This window comes from Mesobacillus sp., assembly GCF_057785455.1.
This window is the reverse complement of record NZ_JBYNSB010000031.1, coordinates 61,859-76,720: the sequence shown is the minus strand read 5'-3', so window position 1 is coordinate 76,720 and position 14,862 is coordinate 61,859. Positions and strand designations below refer to the sequence as shown.

At 45.5% G+C, this 14,862-nt stretch carries 13 protein-coding genes; 8 read left to right on the top strand and 5 right to left on the bottom strand.

Annotated elements, in window-relative coordinates; all coding sequences use genetic code 11:
* Positions 1-207: 207 nt before the first annotated feature.
* The 3 genes from pruA (at position 208) to AC3EBE_RS12335 (ending at position 4,145) form a co-directional block, all read left to right on the top strand.
* A complete protein-coding gene (pruA, locus tag AC3EBE_RS12345; RefSeq protein WP_488595335.1) occupies positions 208-1,755 on the top strand; it encodes an L-glutamate gamma-semialdehyde dehydrogenase in 1,548 nt (515 codons plus the stop codon).
* Between the two features lie 335 nt (positions 1,756-2,090).
* Complete coding sequence (gene aceA / locus AC3EBE_RS12340; RefSeq protein WP_488595334.1) at positions 2,091-3,371, top strand: isocitrate lyase; 1,281 nt, start codon at positions 2,091-2,093, stop codon at positions 3,369-3,371.
* 327 nt (positions 3,372-3,698) lie between these two features.
* Positions 3,699-4,145, top strand: coding sequence for a YueI family protein (locus AC3EBE_RS12335; RefSeq protein ID WP_488595333.1), 447 nt, complete (start codon positions 3,699-3,701; stop codon positions 4,143-4,145).
* Positions 4,146-4,172: 27 nt separating this feature from the next.
* On the opposite strand, the gene AC3EBE_RS12330 is transcribed toward AC3EBE_RS12335, so the two are convergent.
* Both AC3EBE_RS12330 and AC3EBE_RS12325 read right to left on the bottom strand, forming a co-directional pair.
* Positions 4,173-4,451, bottom strand: coding sequence for a hypothetical protein (locus tag AC3EBE_RS12330; protein ID WP_488595332.1), 279 nt, complete (start codon positions 4,449-4,451; stop codon positions 4,173-4,175).
* 15 nt (positions 4,452-4,466) lie between these two features.
* Positions 4,467-4,874, bottom strand: coding sequence for a hypothetical protein (locus tag AC3EBE_RS12325; RefSeq protein WP_488595331.1), 408 nt, complete (start codon positions 4,872-4,874; stop codon positions 4,467-4,469).
* 220 nt (positions 4,875-5,094) lie between these two features.
* On the opposite strand from AC3EBE_RS12325, the gene gatC reads away from it, so the two are divergent.
* The 5 genes from gatC to AC3EBE_RS12300 all read left to right on the top strand — a co-directional run bounded on the left by gatC (position 5,095) and on the right by AC3EBE_RS12300 (position 11,110).
* Positions 5,095-5,385, top strand: coding sequence for an Asp-tRNA(Asn)/Glu-tRNA(Gln) amidotransferase subunit GatC (gene gatC, locus AC3EBE_RS12320; RefSeq protein ID WP_488595330.1), 291 nt, complete (start codon positions 5,095-5,097; stop codon positions 5,383-5,385).
* Between the two features lie 11 nt (positions 5,386-5,396).
* Positions 5,397-6,854, top strand: coding sequence for an Asp-tRNA(Asn)/Glu-tRNA(Gln) amidotransferase subunit GatA (gatA, locus tag AC3EBE_RS12315; protein WP_488595329.1), 1,458 nt, complete (start codon positions 5,397-5,399; stop codon positions 6,852-6,854).
* A gap of 14 nt (positions 6,855-6,868) precedes the next feature.
* Positions 6,869-8,296: an Asp-tRNA(Asn)/Glu-tRNA(Gln) amidotransferase subunit GatB gene (gene gatB, locus AC3EBE_RS12310; protein ID WP_488595328.1), complete on the top strand. Its 1,428-nt coding sequence runs from the start codon at positions 6,869-6,871 to the stop codon at positions 8,294-8,296.
* 384 nt (positions 8,297-8,680) lie between these two features.
* Positions 8,681-10,321 (top strand): PTS transporter subunit IIBC, encoded by a 1,641-nt coding sequence (locus tag AC3EBE_RS12305; RefSeq protein WP_488595327.1) that lies wholly within the window; start codon positions 8,681-8,683, stop codon positions 10,319-10,321.
* 3 nt (positions 10,322-10,324) lie between these two features.
* Positions 10,325-11,110 carry an endonuclease/exonuclease/phosphatase family protein gene (locus AC3EBE_RS12300; RefSeq protein ID WP_488595326.1) on the top strand — a complete coding sequence of 262 codons (786 nt, stop codon included), beginning with the start codon at positions 10,325-10,327 and terminating at the stop codon, positions 11,108-11,110.
* Positions 11,111-11,434: 324 nt separating this feature from the next.
* On the opposite strand, the gene AC3EBE_RS12295 is transcribed toward AC3EBE_RS12300, so the two are convergent.
* The 3 genes from AC3EBE_RS12295 to plsY all read right to left on the bottom strand — a co-directional run bounded on the left by AC3EBE_RS12295 (position 11,435) and on the right by plsY (position 14,583).
* Positions 11,435-12,220, bottom strand: a complete 786-nt coding sequence (locus AC3EBE_RS12295; RefSeq protein ID WP_488595325.1) for a hypothetical protein — start codon at positions 12,218-12,220, stop codon at positions 11,435-11,437.
* Between the two features lie 72 nt (positions 12,221-12,292).
* On the bottom strand, positions 12,293-13,768 hold the full coding sequence (gene putP / locus AC3EBE_RS12290; protein ID WP_488595324.1) for a sodium/proline symporter PutP: 1,476 nt from the start codon (positions 13,766-13,768) through the stop codon (positions 12,293-12,295).
* 197 nt (positions 13,769-13,965) lie between these two features.
* Complete coding sequence (gene plsY / locus AC3EBE_RS12285; protein ID WP_488595323.1) at positions 13,966-14,583, bottom strand: glycerol-3-phosphate 1-O-acyltransferase PlsY; 618 nt, start codon at positions 14,581-14,583, stop codon at positions 13,966-13,968.
* Positions 14,584-14,862 lie beyond the last annotated feature (279 nt).

Here is a 14,862-nt window from a genome sequence, read left to right as displayed (position 1 = left end):
GACGAACTGGAAATTATGCAGCGGAATTTCCAATTTTGATAGAGGTGCATCGAGAGGTCTCAGCAATAAAATTTAAACCTTTCCACTATAAAAAGTAAGAAAATTCTCAATCCATTACTTGCTAGTGCCTGGGCATTGAACACTGCGAGACTCTCATGATAGAATGGGTAAGGATGTAAACGTTTTAATACATAGGAGGGGATAGGAATGGTTCAGCCATACAAACACGAGCCTTTCACGAATTTTAAAGAAGAGGCAAACCGTGAAGGATACCTTACAGGATTAAAGACAGTAGAAGGCTATCTTGGCCAGGATTACGACTTGGTGATTGGCGGAGAGAGAATCTCGACTGAAGACAAGATTGTATCTTACAACCCATCCAATAAAGAAGAGGTTATTGGACGCGTTTCTAAAGCAAACCGCGACCTGGCTGAAAAAGCAATGCAGGCTGCTGTTGAAGCGTTCAAGACTTGGAAGAAAGTGAAGCCTGAAACACGTGCAGATGTATTATTCAAGGCTGCTGCCATCATTCGCCGCCGCAAGCATGAGTTCTCAGCGCTTTTAACTAAAGAAGCAGGCAAGCCATGGAACGAGGCGGATGCTGATACAGCTGAAGCGATTGACTTCCTTGAGTACTATGCTCGCCAAATGATTAAAATCAAAGACGGCATGCCAGTAAACAGCCGTCCAAATGAATATAACCGTTATGATTACATTCCTCTGGGAGTGGGAATCATCATTTCTCCATGGAACTTCCCATTGGCGATCATGGCTGGTACAACTGTAGCAGCAATCGTTACGGGTAACACAGTTCTATTGAAGCCAGCTTCTACAACTCCAGTTGTTGCGGCTAAATTCGTAGAAGTTATGGAAGAAGCAGGCCTTCCTGCAGGCGTTCTTAACTTCGTGCCAGGAAGCGGCGCTGAAGTGGGCGACTACCTTGTTGACCACAAAGATACTCGCTTCGTAAGCTTCACAGGTTCACGTGACGTGGGTCTTCGCATTTATGAGCGCGCGTCAAAATTGAACGAAGGCCAGATCTGGCTTAAGCGCGTAATCGCTGAAATGGGCGGAAAAGACACAATGGTTGTCGACAAAGATGCTGATCTTGAATTAGCTGCTCAAGCGATCACTGCTTCAGCTTTCGGCTTCTCAGGCCAGAAGTGTTCTGCATGTTCACGTGCTGTTATCGTTGAAGATGTTTATGACCAGGTTCTTAACCGCGTTGTTGAGCTTACTAACGAACTTAAGCTTGACGATCCAACAGATCAAAGCACATTCATGGGTCCTGTTAACGACCAGGGCGCATTCGACAAGATCATGAGCTACATCGAAATCGGCAAGGAAGAAGGCCGTTTGATGACTGGCGGCGAAGGAGACAGCTCAAAAGGCTACTTCATCAAGCCAACAATCTTTGCTGACCTTGATCCAAATGCAAGAATCATGCAGGAAGAAATCTTCGGACCAGTTGTTGCTTTTGCAAAAGCGAAGGATTTCGATCACGCGCTTGAAATCGCGAACAATACTGAATACGGCCTCACTGGAGCAGTTATCACTCGCAACCGTGAAAACATCCAGAAGGCACGTGAAGATTTCCACGTCGGAAACCTTTACTTCAACCGCGGCTGCACAGGCGCAATCGTAGGTTACCAGCCATTCGGCGGCTTCAACATGTCAGGAACAGATTCAAAAGCTGGCGGACCAGACTATCTGCTTCTGCACATGCAAGCGAAGACAACTTCAGAGATGTACTAATACAGATTGGAATCCCCTTCTCGGAATGAGAGGGGGATTTTTTGTGTTGGGGGAAAGGTGGCCAAATGAAGCCCTCTTGGTGACCAAAAAAGACAGAAGGTGGTGGAAAAAAAGGTCAGCAATGTTCTCTTGCAAGGTGACTTTCAAAATATGAATCACCTTAAAATAGGGCATTTTCACCATTTTTAAAAATTTTTCAGAAAAATTCACCAAATCAATTGCATTTTATAAACTCTGTTATATAATACATATTAGAGTTATTGATACTGTACTATAACAAAAAGAAAGTTTAGCAGTTTAGCAGTTTACTAAAAAACCATTAGGAGGAACGGAAAATGACTCAAGATCGTGTTAAGCAATTGCAGGAAAGCTGGGAATTGGATAGCCGCTGGGCAGGAGTGGAAAGGACATATACAGCAGAGGATGTAATCAAGCTTCGGGGTTCGATCGATATTGAGTACACTCTTGCGCGCCGCGGGGCGGAAAAGCTGTGGAAGCTTGTAAATGAAGAGGATTATGTGAATGCTCTGGGTGCGTTAACTGGAAACCAGGCAGTCCAGCAGGTAAAAGCAGGCTTGAAGGCGATCTACCTGAGTGGCTGGCAGGTTGCGGCAGACGCGAACCTTTCCGGAAATATGTATCCAGATCAAAGCTTGTATCCTGCAAACAGTGTGCCTGCGGTTGTTAAACGGATCAATCAGGCGCTGCAAAGGGCAGACCAAATCACTCATTCTGAAGGCGACAATTCAATTGACTGGTTTGCGCCGATTGTGGCTGATGCAGAAGCTGGATTTGGCGGACAGCTGAACGTATTCGAACTGATGAAGGGCATGATTGAAGCGGGTGCTGCCGGCGTCCACTTTGAAGATCAGCTTTCCTCTGAAAAGAAATGCGGACACCTGGGCGGCAAGGTGCTTTTGCCAACACAGACTGCTGTGCGCAACCTGATTGCGGCGCGCCTTGCGGCTGACGTCATGGGCACACCAACCTTGATTGTTGCCCGTACAGATGCGAATGCAGCAGATTTGATCACGAGCGATGTTGATCCATATGATGCTCCATTCATCACAGGCGAAAGGACGCCGGAAGGCTTTTTCCGCACAAATGCTGGCCTTGACCAGGCGATTTCCCGCGGTCTTGCCTATGCACCATATGCTGATCTAGTCTGGTGTGAAACTTCCGAGCCTAATCTTGATGAGGCGCGCCGTTTTGCAGAAGCGATCCATGCCAGGTTCCCAGGAAAGCTGCTTGCGTACAACTGCTCACCATCATTCAACTGGAAGAAGAAGCTGGATGACGAAACAATCGCGAAGTTCCAGGTTGAGCTTGGCAAGATGGGCTACAAGTTCCAATTCGTTACTTTAGCTGGCTTCCATGCGTTGAATCACAGTATGTTTGAGCTGGCGCGCGGCTATAAGGAGCGAGGCATGGCTGCCTACTCCGAACTGCAGCAGGCGGAATTTTCAAGCGAGCAGCATGGCTACACGGCAACACGCCACCAGCGTGAGGTTGGAACTGGATACTTTGATGAGGTTTCAATGGTCATTTCCGGCGGAACTTCCTCAACCACTGCGCTAAAAGGCTCTACCGAAGCGGAGCAGTTTACTGCCTCCTAATAAAGGGTTTTCCTCCGCCGCGTCCGGCTGGGCGTACTGCCGGCACGGCTGGAGTTTTGCCATAATGATTTTTTCACCTTGCATTCTCCTATTTGCTTGCCTTCTCTTCCAAAGCCGAAGAGAAGGTTTTTTTTGGCTAATAATAAAGGGGGAATTCTTCGGGAATTTCCCCTTTATTAACTAATGCATAAGGGCAGCTACGCCTCTGTCACCGCCCTTAATGGCTTGCCAATCGGCGAGTTTTCTTTAGCTAAAAAGGGTAAGCTTAAACTGGCACAGTCTTTTAGGCAAATACATACAAAATAGTATTGAGACGGAGGTGATTGGATGGGCAACAGCAAATTGGATGACTATTTGCAGCAGGGCATCCATGGGGCGAAGCAGACGAAGCCTGATGAAAGAAGGCGGTATCTTACAACGCTCCGCGAAAGAGTTGTCATTGCGCTGACGCAGTCGGAGGTGCTGGGTAAAGGAGTCGAGCCGGAGGTCCTGAAGCTGATGGATGAAAACCTGCAGGCTCACCTCTATTTGAACGGCCACATCTCATATAGCTATTTATCGAAATACATCAAGGAAGCTGAAAAAAGGGACATCGAATTCACGATTGTCACCAACAAGGATTATGATTCGGAGCTGGGACTTGTCCTGGCGCATCACCATGCGATCGATAAAGAGGAAATCTACCTTTCGAAGAAGCCGGTTGTGACACCAGTACAGACGGGTGAGAAGAAAGGGTTCTTTTCGGGACTTGGGAAATGGTTTAAGAAAGGGTAAGGAGCTGCCAGCGTTGCAGCTCCTGTTTCATTTAGCGTGCTTATTTAAAAAGCGTATAAATTTTTGCTGTGCTTTTTCACTGGAGATCATCTTTTTCACCCGGAGCGTACTTTGCAAATAGGCTCTGACATGCCGGTTAACAAAAAATAATCGGCGGTATTTCTCATCTTCATAGATATCCCGGAACCATAGATGCTCTCTCAGCGTATCGATATTCTTATCAATTTTTCTGGTGTTCAAAGTAGTGGATAGGCCAGTGGATAAAGAAACATTTCCGATTAACTCTAATAGGAAATTTAATATCATCGAAATAGCTCCTCGCTAACGGGCAGTCAGGGATTGTATAAGCTTGTTCAATTCTTTTGAAACCTTGTAACAAGAGTTTTCGTTACATAGCACCTGTTGAACCGGGTTATAGCTTAGTTTTTCAGAAGTTTGCTCTTTGCTGTACTCCTTCATACTGTCAGATGTTTTTAGGGTGATACTGATGGCTTGATTGTCTTCTGCACCAGGTACCTTTTTAGTGTCTGTTATATATGATAATAATTCTTTAGGGCTGATGACAGTGAGGTTCTTATCGCCGGAATTTATATAGACCTGATCCACGATTCCGAATTCCGTACCGAACAATTCATTTATTTTAACTTCAATATCAGATTTCAATGGAGATGGATCGCTGCAGGCTGACAGGAAAAGAAAGGTGATAGCAAAAAAGAATTTTTTCATCATTTACCTCATTTTCTTATTATATTTTCCCTGCATAGTTATTTCTCTATATATGGCATTCTTTCCTGCGATCCTCCCCGACTCATGTTAAAATAGTACAAATGGCAAGGCTTGTATTGCTTTAAAGTGCGGAACTTTGCTATGATCAATATTATTGTTTTTTCAGAAAAAGGGGTTAAAATCCCCGCTGATGGACGTTTCAGTTACTTATGGAGGTGCTTTTATGTCAAGGATTTCTGTCGATCAGGTGAAGCATGTGGCGCACCTGGCGAGATTGGCGATCACGGAGGAGGAAGCCAATACATTTACGAAGCAGCTGGACAGCATCATTTCGTTCGCTGAGCAGCTGAATGAGCTTGATACAACGAATGTGGAGCCAACTGCACATGTGCTTGAAATAAAGAATGTCATGCGCGAGGACCGTTCACAGCAAGGTCTGCCGCGCGAGGAAGTTTTAAAGAATGCGCCTGAACATCAGGATGGGCAGATCAAAGTACCGGGAATCATGGAGTAGGAGGATGGACGATGAGCTTGTTTGAACATAAGATTTCGGAGCTTCACGAGCTTTTACATAAAAGAGACCTCAGCGTTTCCGACCTGGTTGACCAGTCGTATAAACGAATCGGCGAGGTTGAAGGCAAGGTTCAGGCTTTTTTAACACTGGATGAAGAAAATGCAAGAGCTGCAGCTAAGGCGCTGGATGATAAAGCGATCCAAAACGCACCGGCCGGCAAACTGTATGGCATGCCGATTGGCATCAAAGACAATATCGTTACGAAGGGCTTGCGCACGACCTGTGCGAGCAAGATTCTTGAAAACTTCGATCCAATTTACGATGCGACAGTGATTCAGAAGCTGAAGCAGGCGGAAACGGTCACAATCGGAAAGCTGAACATGGACGAGTTTGCGATGGGTTCTTCGAATGAGAACTCTGGTTTCCAGAAGACATTCAACCCGTGGAACCTTGAGACGGTACCAGGCGGGTCTTCAGGCGGTTCGGCTGCATCTGTTGCGGCTGGAGAAGTGCTATTTTCACTTGGCTCTGACACAGGCGGATCCATCCGTCAGCCGGCTTCCTTCTGCGGCGTTGTCGGCATGAAGCCTACCTATGGCCTAGTATCCCGTTTTGGACTTGTTGCATTTGCGTCATCTCTTGACCAAATTGGTCCGATCACGCGCAATGTTGAGGACAATGCCTTCTTGCTAAAAGCAATCGCAGGGCACGATGAAATGGATTCTACTTCTGCAAAAGTGGACATCCCCGACTATGTAAGCTCTTTGACTGGTGATGTAAAAGGCTTGCGTATCGCTGTGCCGAAGGAGTATATCGGTGAGGGTGTAAGTGAAGAGGTTCGCAAATCGGTGCTCGATGCACTTGCTGTACTTGAGAAACAGGGCGCTACATGGGAAGAAGTATCCCTACCGCATTCGAAATATGCATTGGCTACATATTATCTGCTTTCTTCATCTGAAGCATCTGCCAACCTGGCTCGCTTCGATGGCGTCCGTTATGGCTACAGGACCCCGAATGCCGAGAACTTGATTGATATGTACAAAAAGACTCGTGCGGAAGGCTTTGGCGATGAAGTGAAGCGCCGTATCATGCTTGGGACGTTTGCGCTTAGCTCAGGCTACTACGATGCTTATTATAAAAAAGCACAGAAGGTCCGCACGCTGATCAAGCAGGACTTTGAGAATGTTTTTGAAAAATACGATGTGATCGTTGGACCGACAACACCAACTCCAGCGTTCAAAATAGGCGAGAACATCGCTGATCCATTGACAATGTATGCAAATGATATTTTAACAATCCCGGTTAACCTTGCAGGTGTACCAGCGATTTCCGTTCCATGCGGATTTGCACAGGGACTGCCGCTAGGACTGCAGATCATTGGCCGTCATTTTGATGAAAGCACAGTATACAAGGTTGCCCATGCATTCGAGCAGGCAACAGAATTCCATAAACAACAACCTGAGCTGTAAAGGGGTGAAAAACGATGAAGTTTGAAACGGTAATTGGCCTTGAGGTCCATGTTGAATTAAAAACAGATTCGAAAATCTTTTCGGCGAGCCCGAACCATTTTGGTGCTGAGCCGAATACAAATACAACCGTAATCGACCTTGGCTATCCAGGCGTACTGCCGGTCGTGAACAAGAAGGCAGTCGAATACGCTATGAAAGCCGCTATGGCATTGAACTGCGAAGTCGCTGAGCATACAAAGTTTGACCGCAAGAACTACTTTTATCCGGATAACCCGAAGGCTTACCAGATTTCCCAGTTTGATAAGCCAATCGGCGAACATGGCTGGATTGAGATCGAGGTAAACGGCTATAAGAAGAAAATCGGGATTACCCGGATCCATATGGAAGAGGATGCTGGCAAGCTGACGCATGGGAATGGCTACTCCCTCGTTGACTACAACCGCCAGGGAACACCACTTGTGGAGATCGTATCGGAGCCCGATATAAGCACGCCGGATGAGGCGTATGCCTACTTGGAAAAACTGAAGTCGATTATCCAGTATACAGGTGTATCGGACTGCAAGATGGAGGAGGGATCCCTCCGCTGTGACGCAAATATTTCCATCAGGCCTGTTGGCCAGAAGGAGCTTGGCACAAAAACGGAGCTTAAGAACCTGAACTCCTTTAACTTTGTCCGCAAAGGGCTGGAGTATGAAGAAAAGCGCCAGGAACAGGAAATCCTTGCGGGCCGTGAAATCCAGCAGGAAACGCGCCGCTTTGATGAAGCGACCAATACGACGCTGCTTATGCGTGTAAAAGAAGGTTCCGATGACTATCGTTATTTCCCGGAACCCGACCTGCCTGACCTTTATATCGATGAAGAGTGGAAGGCGAGAGTCCGTGCGGAAATCCCCGAGCTTCCAGACCAGCGCAAAAAGCGATACGTCGAGGAAATGGGATTGCCAGCATACGACGCGGAGGTATTAACTGTTTCTAAGGAAATGGCTGATTTCTTCGAAGCTGCTGTCATAGCGGCTGCCGATCCAAAGCAGGCATCCAACTGGCTGATGGGTGAATTCTCTGCTTATCTGAAGGCTGAATCAAAGGAACTTCACGAAACAGCGCTGACACCTGAGGCGCTGGCCGGGATGATCAAGCTGATTGAAAATGGAACGATCTCCTCTAAGATCGCGAAGCAGGTCTTCAAGGAATTAGTCGAGAACGGCGGAAACCCTGAGCAAATCGTCAAGGAAAAAGGACTTGTCCAGATTTCCGACGAAGGCGCGCTGCTTAAGATTATTTCCGAAATCCTTGATGCGAACCCGCAATCTGTGGACGATTTTAAAGGCGGTAAGGATAAGGCGAAGGGCTTCCTAGTGGGTCAGATCATGAAAGCGACGAAAGGCCAGGCGAACCCGCCATTAGTAAACAAATTGCTTGTTGAAGAGTTGAATAAAAGATAATAGTTGAAGCAAAGGGCTGACGGATTCATCCGTCAGCCTTTTTTGTGCCTCAGCTAGAAATAAGCAATATGTCGACATAAATTTTCGACATGATATTTCCCGGGAAAGATAAAGTATAGAATTTTCAGTTATTTAACCATTCGACAAATTCTCTTGAGGAAGCATCTTTCGATAAAATTCTTAACTAGATGGTTTTATATTCTCTAAGGTTTATATTCTCATTTTAAAAATATCCGCAAACGTTTGCATAAAATATGAAAGCGTGTTATTTTAATATAACAATCAAAATATAAATCAGAAATTGATAGAGAAGGCTGTTTTGAAATCTACAGAAAATGTATTTTGGATTCAAATGAAAGCCTATACATCAAGGGAGTGGACACTATGAAGAAGTTTTTATCTTTCGATTTCTGGCAGAAGTTCGGTAAAGCGCTGCTTGTTGTCGTAGCGGTTATGCCAGCTGCCGGAATCATGATTTCACTTGGGAAATTGGTCGGAATGACCGCTTCTGACATCGTTTTTCTGCAAACGATTGCACGAATCTTAGAAGACATAGGCTGGGCAATCATCACGAACCTGCATATCCTGTTTGCGGTAGCCATCGGGGGATCATGGGCTAAGGAGCGTGCTGGCGGTGCCTTCGCAGCGCTGATTGCTTTTATCCTGATTAACCGGATTACCGGAGCTATTTTTGGTGTAAGCGGTGATATGCTTGCAAATCCGGAAGCAACTGTTAAGTCCCTGTTTGGGCAAGAGTTAATTGTAAAGGATTATTTTACCTCAATCCTTGGGGCTCCTGCACTGAATATGGGTGTGTTCGTCGGGATCATCGCTGGTTTCCTTGGGGCTAATCTGTTCAACAAGTTCTATAATTATGATAAGCTTCCAAACTCACTTTCTTTCTTTAACGGTAAGCGTTTTGTACCATTCGTTGTAATTGGCGGTTCAGTTGTTGTTGCGCTGATTCTGTCACTTGTATGGCCATTCATCCAGGGTCTGTTGAATGACTTTGGCCAGTGGATTGCAACTTCACGCAACACGGCGCCAATTATCGCGCCATTCATTTTCGGTGCCTTAGAACGTTTGCTATTGCCATTCGGTCTGCACCATATGCTGACAGTTCCAATCAACTATACGGAGCTTGGCGGCACGTATAAAATCCTGACTGGTTCAGGCGCTGGCTCAATCGTTGCCGGACAGGATCCGCTATGGCTTGCGTGGATTGCTGACTTGAACAACTTCCTTGCAGCCGGCGATACTGCCAGCTACGAGAAGCTATTGAATGATGTGACACCAGCCCGCTTTAAAGTAGGGCAAATGATTCTTTCTACTGCTGCGTTGATTGGTATCGCGCTTGCGATGTACCGCAATGTTGACCCTGATAAGCGCACAAAATATAAATCGATGTTCCTTTCTGCTGGTCTGGCTGTATTTTTAACAGGTGTAACTGAACCAATCGAATTCATGTTCATGTTCGCAGCACCAGTATTGTATGTCGTCTACGCGGTGATGACAGGTCTTGCATTTGCTATTGTTGACCTCATTCACATTCGTGTACACTCTTTCGGTTTTATCGAATTGATTACTAGAACACCGATGATCATCAAAGCTGGCCTATGGTTGGACCTTGTGAACTTTGCGATCGCATGTTTAGTGTTCTTCGGCTTAAACTATGGGGTAGCGAACTTCATGATCAAGAAATTCAACTTCCCGACTCCAGGCCGCAATGGCAACTATATCGAGGATGAAGCAGGTTCTGCTGCTGCCGGCTCTGCAGTGAAGAAGGATTCAATCGCTCCTGCGCTGATTGAACTTTTAGGCGGAAGCGGGAATATTGAAGACGTTGATGCATGTATGACCCGTCTGCGTGTAACGGTAAAAGACCCTTCGGCTGTTGCTAGTGAGCAGGAGTGGAAGAGCAATGGAGCACTTGGACTGATTGTGAAGGATAAAGGAGTCCAGGCAATTTACGGACCAAAAGCTGACGTATTGAAGTCAGACATCCAAGACCTTTTAGGAGCGTAAAAAATGAAGCTACTGACGTTGAATTGCCATTCATGGCAGGAAGACAACCAGCTTGAAAAAATAAAAATCCTCGCTGAGACAATTGCAGCAGAAGGCTATGATGTCATTGCCCTGCAGGAAGTCAGCCAGCGGGTTGATTCACCGCTTGTAAACGGAGCGATCCGCGAAGATAACTTTGCCCTCGTTCTTGTCGAAGAGCTTCGCAAGCTGGGTGCTGCGGATTATTCCTTTACATGGGATTTTGCCCATATCGGCTATGAAGTGTATGAAGAAGGCCTGGCGATTTTGACGAAGCATAGAATTGAAGAAGAGTATTCTTTCTTCGTATCTCGTGGACAAGACCAGAGCTATTGGAAGACACGAAAGATTATCGGATCGAAAATTGATGTTGAAGGGCAGCTGGTGTCCTTTTACTCCTGTCATCTCGGGTGGTGGCAGGATGAAGAGGAGCCGTTCAAGGAACAGGCCGACGCACTTCTGGAGCAGATTAATAGGGATGGAGCATACTTTTTAATGGGTGACTTCAATAACGCGGTCTCCGTTCGCGGCGAAGGCTATGATTACATCATTGATAAAGGGCTGCATGATACCTATGAACTTGCTGAGGAAAAGGATTCTGGTGTGACGATTGCCGGAAGTATCGCTGGCTGGGATGACAATAATCATGATTTGAGGATTGACTTGATTCTTGCTGGCCACCCTGTGATGCCGAAGTACTCAAGGGTTATTTTTAACGGTAAAAATAAACCGGTTGTCTCGGACCATTTCGGGGTGGAAGTGGAGATTTAGGCTGGCTGGCTGAGGTGGAGCTGGAAATTTACTCGTGAAATTTCCAATTCGTCGATATCCTGCTGGTTTTCGTCGATATAATTGAAATTTCGTCGATATAATATTTTTTCGTCGATATATTTAAAAATTCGTCGATATATTGTAGATTTTCGTCGATATAGCACGGAGTGGCCAGAAATAGCTGGTGACTTGAAAGCTTGATTCTTGCTTTAAACAAAAAAGACCCTTTAGCGGGGTCTTTTTTGCATATTATAAGCCTTTGATGTCATACTTTTCTGAATCTCCACGTGGAACAATAGCAATCTAGGGCCGGAACTGAAATTTTTATTGATTATGATCCTCCAGTGCTTTTATCAAAAGTTCCTTGTCTTCGAAGGTTTGGATCAAGCTTGTGCTGCTGAGAAGGTAATAGACTGGCGCTGTGGCGGCGGTGATCTCTGGGTATTGTTTCTTAATATCCTCGAGTCCTATGTAGAAATGGTAGGAATCGAGTGTGTTTATTAGATCGCTTGGAAGGTCGTATTCTAGTTCGCCCCCTCTAGGTACGATTGCCAATACGGATCGTTTGCCAGCCTGCTTTGATAAAAAGTCTATAAATGGGATTCGTTTGTCCTCTACGTGAAGCTTTAAATAATAAGTGCTGTAGTTTTTACCCCATTCGGCGTTGATTTTATAATAAAACGCCTGGTTTGGGTGTGTGGAATAGCTTGTAGGGATGGTGAAGGTGTTCCCAGTCTCACTCTTTTTTTCTAAACCAGGAATCGTATTCCATTGGCTGATTGTGATTTTCTTAGGCTGCTCTCCGCCAGGAAAGGAAACGTTGAGCTGCTGTAATGATTCCACCTTGGCCCCGGGGATATCCAGCATTAATTTAACAGGCTCCTCAGCTTTTACCTTTGTGCCGTTCCATTTATACGTGCCGGTGACAGCTTCGATCTGCTTGCCATCAACAGTGACTGCTGGAATCGGCGGTTTTTCTTCGGTATACAATTTATACACATCGATGATGAAAAGGATTAGCATGAGCAGGAATGCAACCGTTCCGTAGGTTATGATTTTCTTTTTAATAATCGGTGGCCCCCTAAAATTTCTTTTTACTAAATATTCCATAGGATATGTCGAAACTCCTGTAAAAATAACAAAAATACAGTGCCCGCCGGGATGGTGGGCACTGCTGTAAGTTTATGAATTCAAGTTTTTAATACTTAAGTCAAATTCTCTATCAATCTCAGCGTTTGGTCTGTAGGTAAACAAGCTGACAATGTAGGAAACGATCAGGTTAATGATGAAGCCTGGAACGATTTCGTACATGACGTCGCTAAGGCCCAGTTTGCTCCAGATGATAACGGTCAGAGTACCGGCAACCATACCCCAGATTGCGCCCCAGTTGGTCATTTTTCTCCAGTAGAGACTCAACAGGATGACTGGCCCGAACGCTGCACCGAAGCCTGCCCAAGCATATGCAACAAGTCCAAGAATCGTATCGTTCTGCACCCATGCGAGAGCAGCGGCGATGACTGCAACGGCAAGCACTGCCATGCGCCCGAAAAATACATATTGCTTGTCGGTTCCATCTTTCTTTAAAAGAACCTTATACAAGTCCTCGGTCAAAGCACTGGATGTAACGATCAGCTGCGAGGAAATCGTGCTCATGATTGCCGCTAATACGGCTGCAAGCATAAAGCCGGCGAACAGAGGATGGAAGAAAATTTGTCCTAGTTCAATGAAAACAGCTTCGGGATTTCCAAGTTTAATTTCCGGATTCTGCGCAAAGAATGCAAGACCGATCAGCGCTGTGAAAATCGTTCCGATCAGGGAGAAAATCATCCAGCTCATCCCGATTCGTCTGGCGCTCTTTGTTTCTTTTACCGTCGTGATCGCCATAAAGCGGACGATGATGTGCGGCTGCCCGAAGTAGCCAAGTCCCCATGCGGCAGCGGAGATGATGCCCAGGAAAGTCGTGCCTTTAAATAAATCGAGCAAGGCAGGGTCGATGGCACGGATTGTGTCAAACGTTTCTGCAGGGCCGCCTGTTTTCCCAAATCCCAAGATTGGAACGAGCAGGAGGGCGAGCAGCATCATAAGCCCCTGGATAAAGTCAGTGTAGCTTACTGCCAGGAAGCCGCCGAACAATGTGTATGCTACAACTACAGCTGACACTAGCAGAAGGCCAGTATGGTAATCAAGGTCAAAGGAGCTTTGGAAGAAAACTGCCCCGGCTACCATTCCGGATGATACGTAAAATGTGAAGAATAATAAAATAACAATTCCTGATACAATACGAAGGAGCTTCGTGTTGTCTTTAAACCGGTTTTCAAGATAGCCTGGAATTGTGATCGAGTCATTGGCTACATGAGTGTAAGAACGCAAGCGAGGCGCAACGAGCAGCCAGTTTAGGTAAGCACCGACTGTAAGCCCGATTGCAATCCATGCATCAGCTAAACCGCTTACATAAATTCCCCCAGGAAGCCCCATCAGAAGCCATCCGCTCATGTCAGCGGCGCCGGCGCTCAAGGCTGTTACCGCAGGCCCCAGTGAACGGCCGCCCAGCATGTAATCCGTCAGATTGCTTGTCTTTTTGTAGGAATACCAGCCGATATACAGCATCGCGGCCATGTAAATCCCGATCGAAATTAACTGAAAAGCCTCATTCGACATAATTTCTCCCCCTTTGTTATAGCGAAAAATCAATTAAGAAAGTATTGCTAATACATATAATATTCTAACATTTCAAACGTAGGATGAACAATTACTTTTTAACTAAAAAATATTATCCTAATAATAGTAATTTGCTTTATTGAAATATTTAAAATAGGAAAAGCCAGAGACAAAAGTCCCTGGCAGTAAAACATAATTTAATAGACTCTTTTTGGCGGAATCCGATCCTTCTTGACCTTTTTGTCATTGATTTTAGGTTCCGTTCGATCCAAAAAACTTATTATGTTAGAACGATGCAGGAAAAACAATAATAAAATGAATAAGACAAATAAGATCGGTTCATATTTTTCCGCATGGAAGAATGAATATAAGAGCATGGTGAAACCAACTGAAATTGAACCCATGAACACATATTTTGTCACGAAAATGACGGTAAAGAAGGTCAGGTAGACGGCTAAAAACATGCCTAGATCGACGATGATCAGCGCGCCCGCCGTTGTCGCGATCGCTTTTCCGCCGCGGAAACCGGCAAAAATCGGGAAGCAATGGCCGATGACAGCAATCAATCCTGTGTAGAGCGGATTGACCGGTACCTCCAGGAGCAGTGGCAGTGACGCCGCAAGCATCCCTTTCGCGACATCGATCAGCAGGACGGTGATGGCCGCCCGCTTGCCCATTACCCTTAACGTGTTGGTGGCACCCGGATTTTTGCTGCCGTGGTCCCTTATATCGACATTGAAAAAGTACTTCCCGACCAGTAAAGCCGTCGGAATCGATCCGATCAAGTAGGAAGCGAATAGAATCAACCAGGTCATAGAATCACCCTTTTTTCTCGTTAATAGATTTTATTCAGAGATCACAGATGTAATTCAGTTAAAATCGGAAACCTTTTGTGAGGATTGAACGTCTAATTTCTTAGCAGACAAACCTGGAGGGGTTTCCAAATTATGTAATTAATCTCTCTGTGTTATTGTAAAAAAGAAATGGTGTGAATGGAAGCATTTTTAGAAAAATAGAATAGTTAGCAATATATATTCTTTAATATTAGGCCGTTTCCCTTTGGCAAAATGCGAGAAAGTGGTTTATGATATATC

Bases quoted from the DNA above. Each gene is read 5' to 3' on its own strand.
- gatB (WP_488595328.1), top strand. From the start codon at position 6,869: ATGAAGTTTGAAACGGTAATTGGCCTTGAGGTCCATGTTGAATTAAAA.
- plsY (WP_488595323.1), bottom strand. From the start codon at position 14,583: ATGACCTGGTTGATTCTATTCGCTTCCTACTTGATCGGATCGATTCCG.
- AC3EBE_RS12325 (WP_488595331.1), bottom strand. From the start codon at position 4,874: ATGATGAAAAAATTCTTTTTTGCTATCACCTTTCTTTTCCTGTCAGCC.
- aceA (WP_488595334.1), top strand. From the start codon at position 2,091: ATGACTCAAGATCGTGTTAAGCAATTGCAGGAAAGCTGGGAATTGGAT.
- putP (WP_488595324.1), bottom strand. From the start codon at position 13,768: ATGTCGAATGAGGCTTTTCAGTTAATTTCGATCGGGATTTACATGGCC.
- pruA (WP_488595335.1), top strand. From the start codon at position 208: ATGGTTCAGCCATACAAACACGAGCCTTTCACGAATTTTAAAGAAGAG.
- AC3EBE_RS12295 (WP_488595325.1), bottom strand. From the start codon at position 12,220: ATGGAATATTTAGTAAAAAGAAATTTTAGGGGGCCACCGATTATTAAA.
- gatA (WP_488595329.1), top strand. From the start codon at position 5,397: ATGAGCTTGTTTGAACATAAGATTTCGGAGCTTCACGAGCTTTTACAT.
- AC3EBE_RS12335 (WP_488595333.1), top strand. From the start codon at position 3,699: ATGGGCAACAGCAAATTGGATGACTATTTGCAGCAGGGCATCCATGGG.
- gatC (WP_488595330.1), top strand. From the start codon at position 5,095: ATGTCAAGGATTTCTGTCGATCAGGTGAAGCATGTGGCGCACCTGGCG.
- AC3EBE_RS12300 (WP_488595326.1), top strand. From the start codon at position 10,325: ATGAAGCTACTGACGTTGAATTGCCATTCATGGCAGGAAGACAACCAG.
- AC3EBE_RS12330 (WP_488595332.1), bottom strand. From the start codon at position 4,451: ATGATATTAAATTTCCTATTAGAGTTAATCGGAAATGTTTCTTTATCC.
- AC3EBE_RS12305 (WP_488595327.1), top strand. From the start codon at position 8,681: ATGAAGAAGTTTTTATCTTTCGATTTCTGGCAGAAGTTCGGTAAAGCG.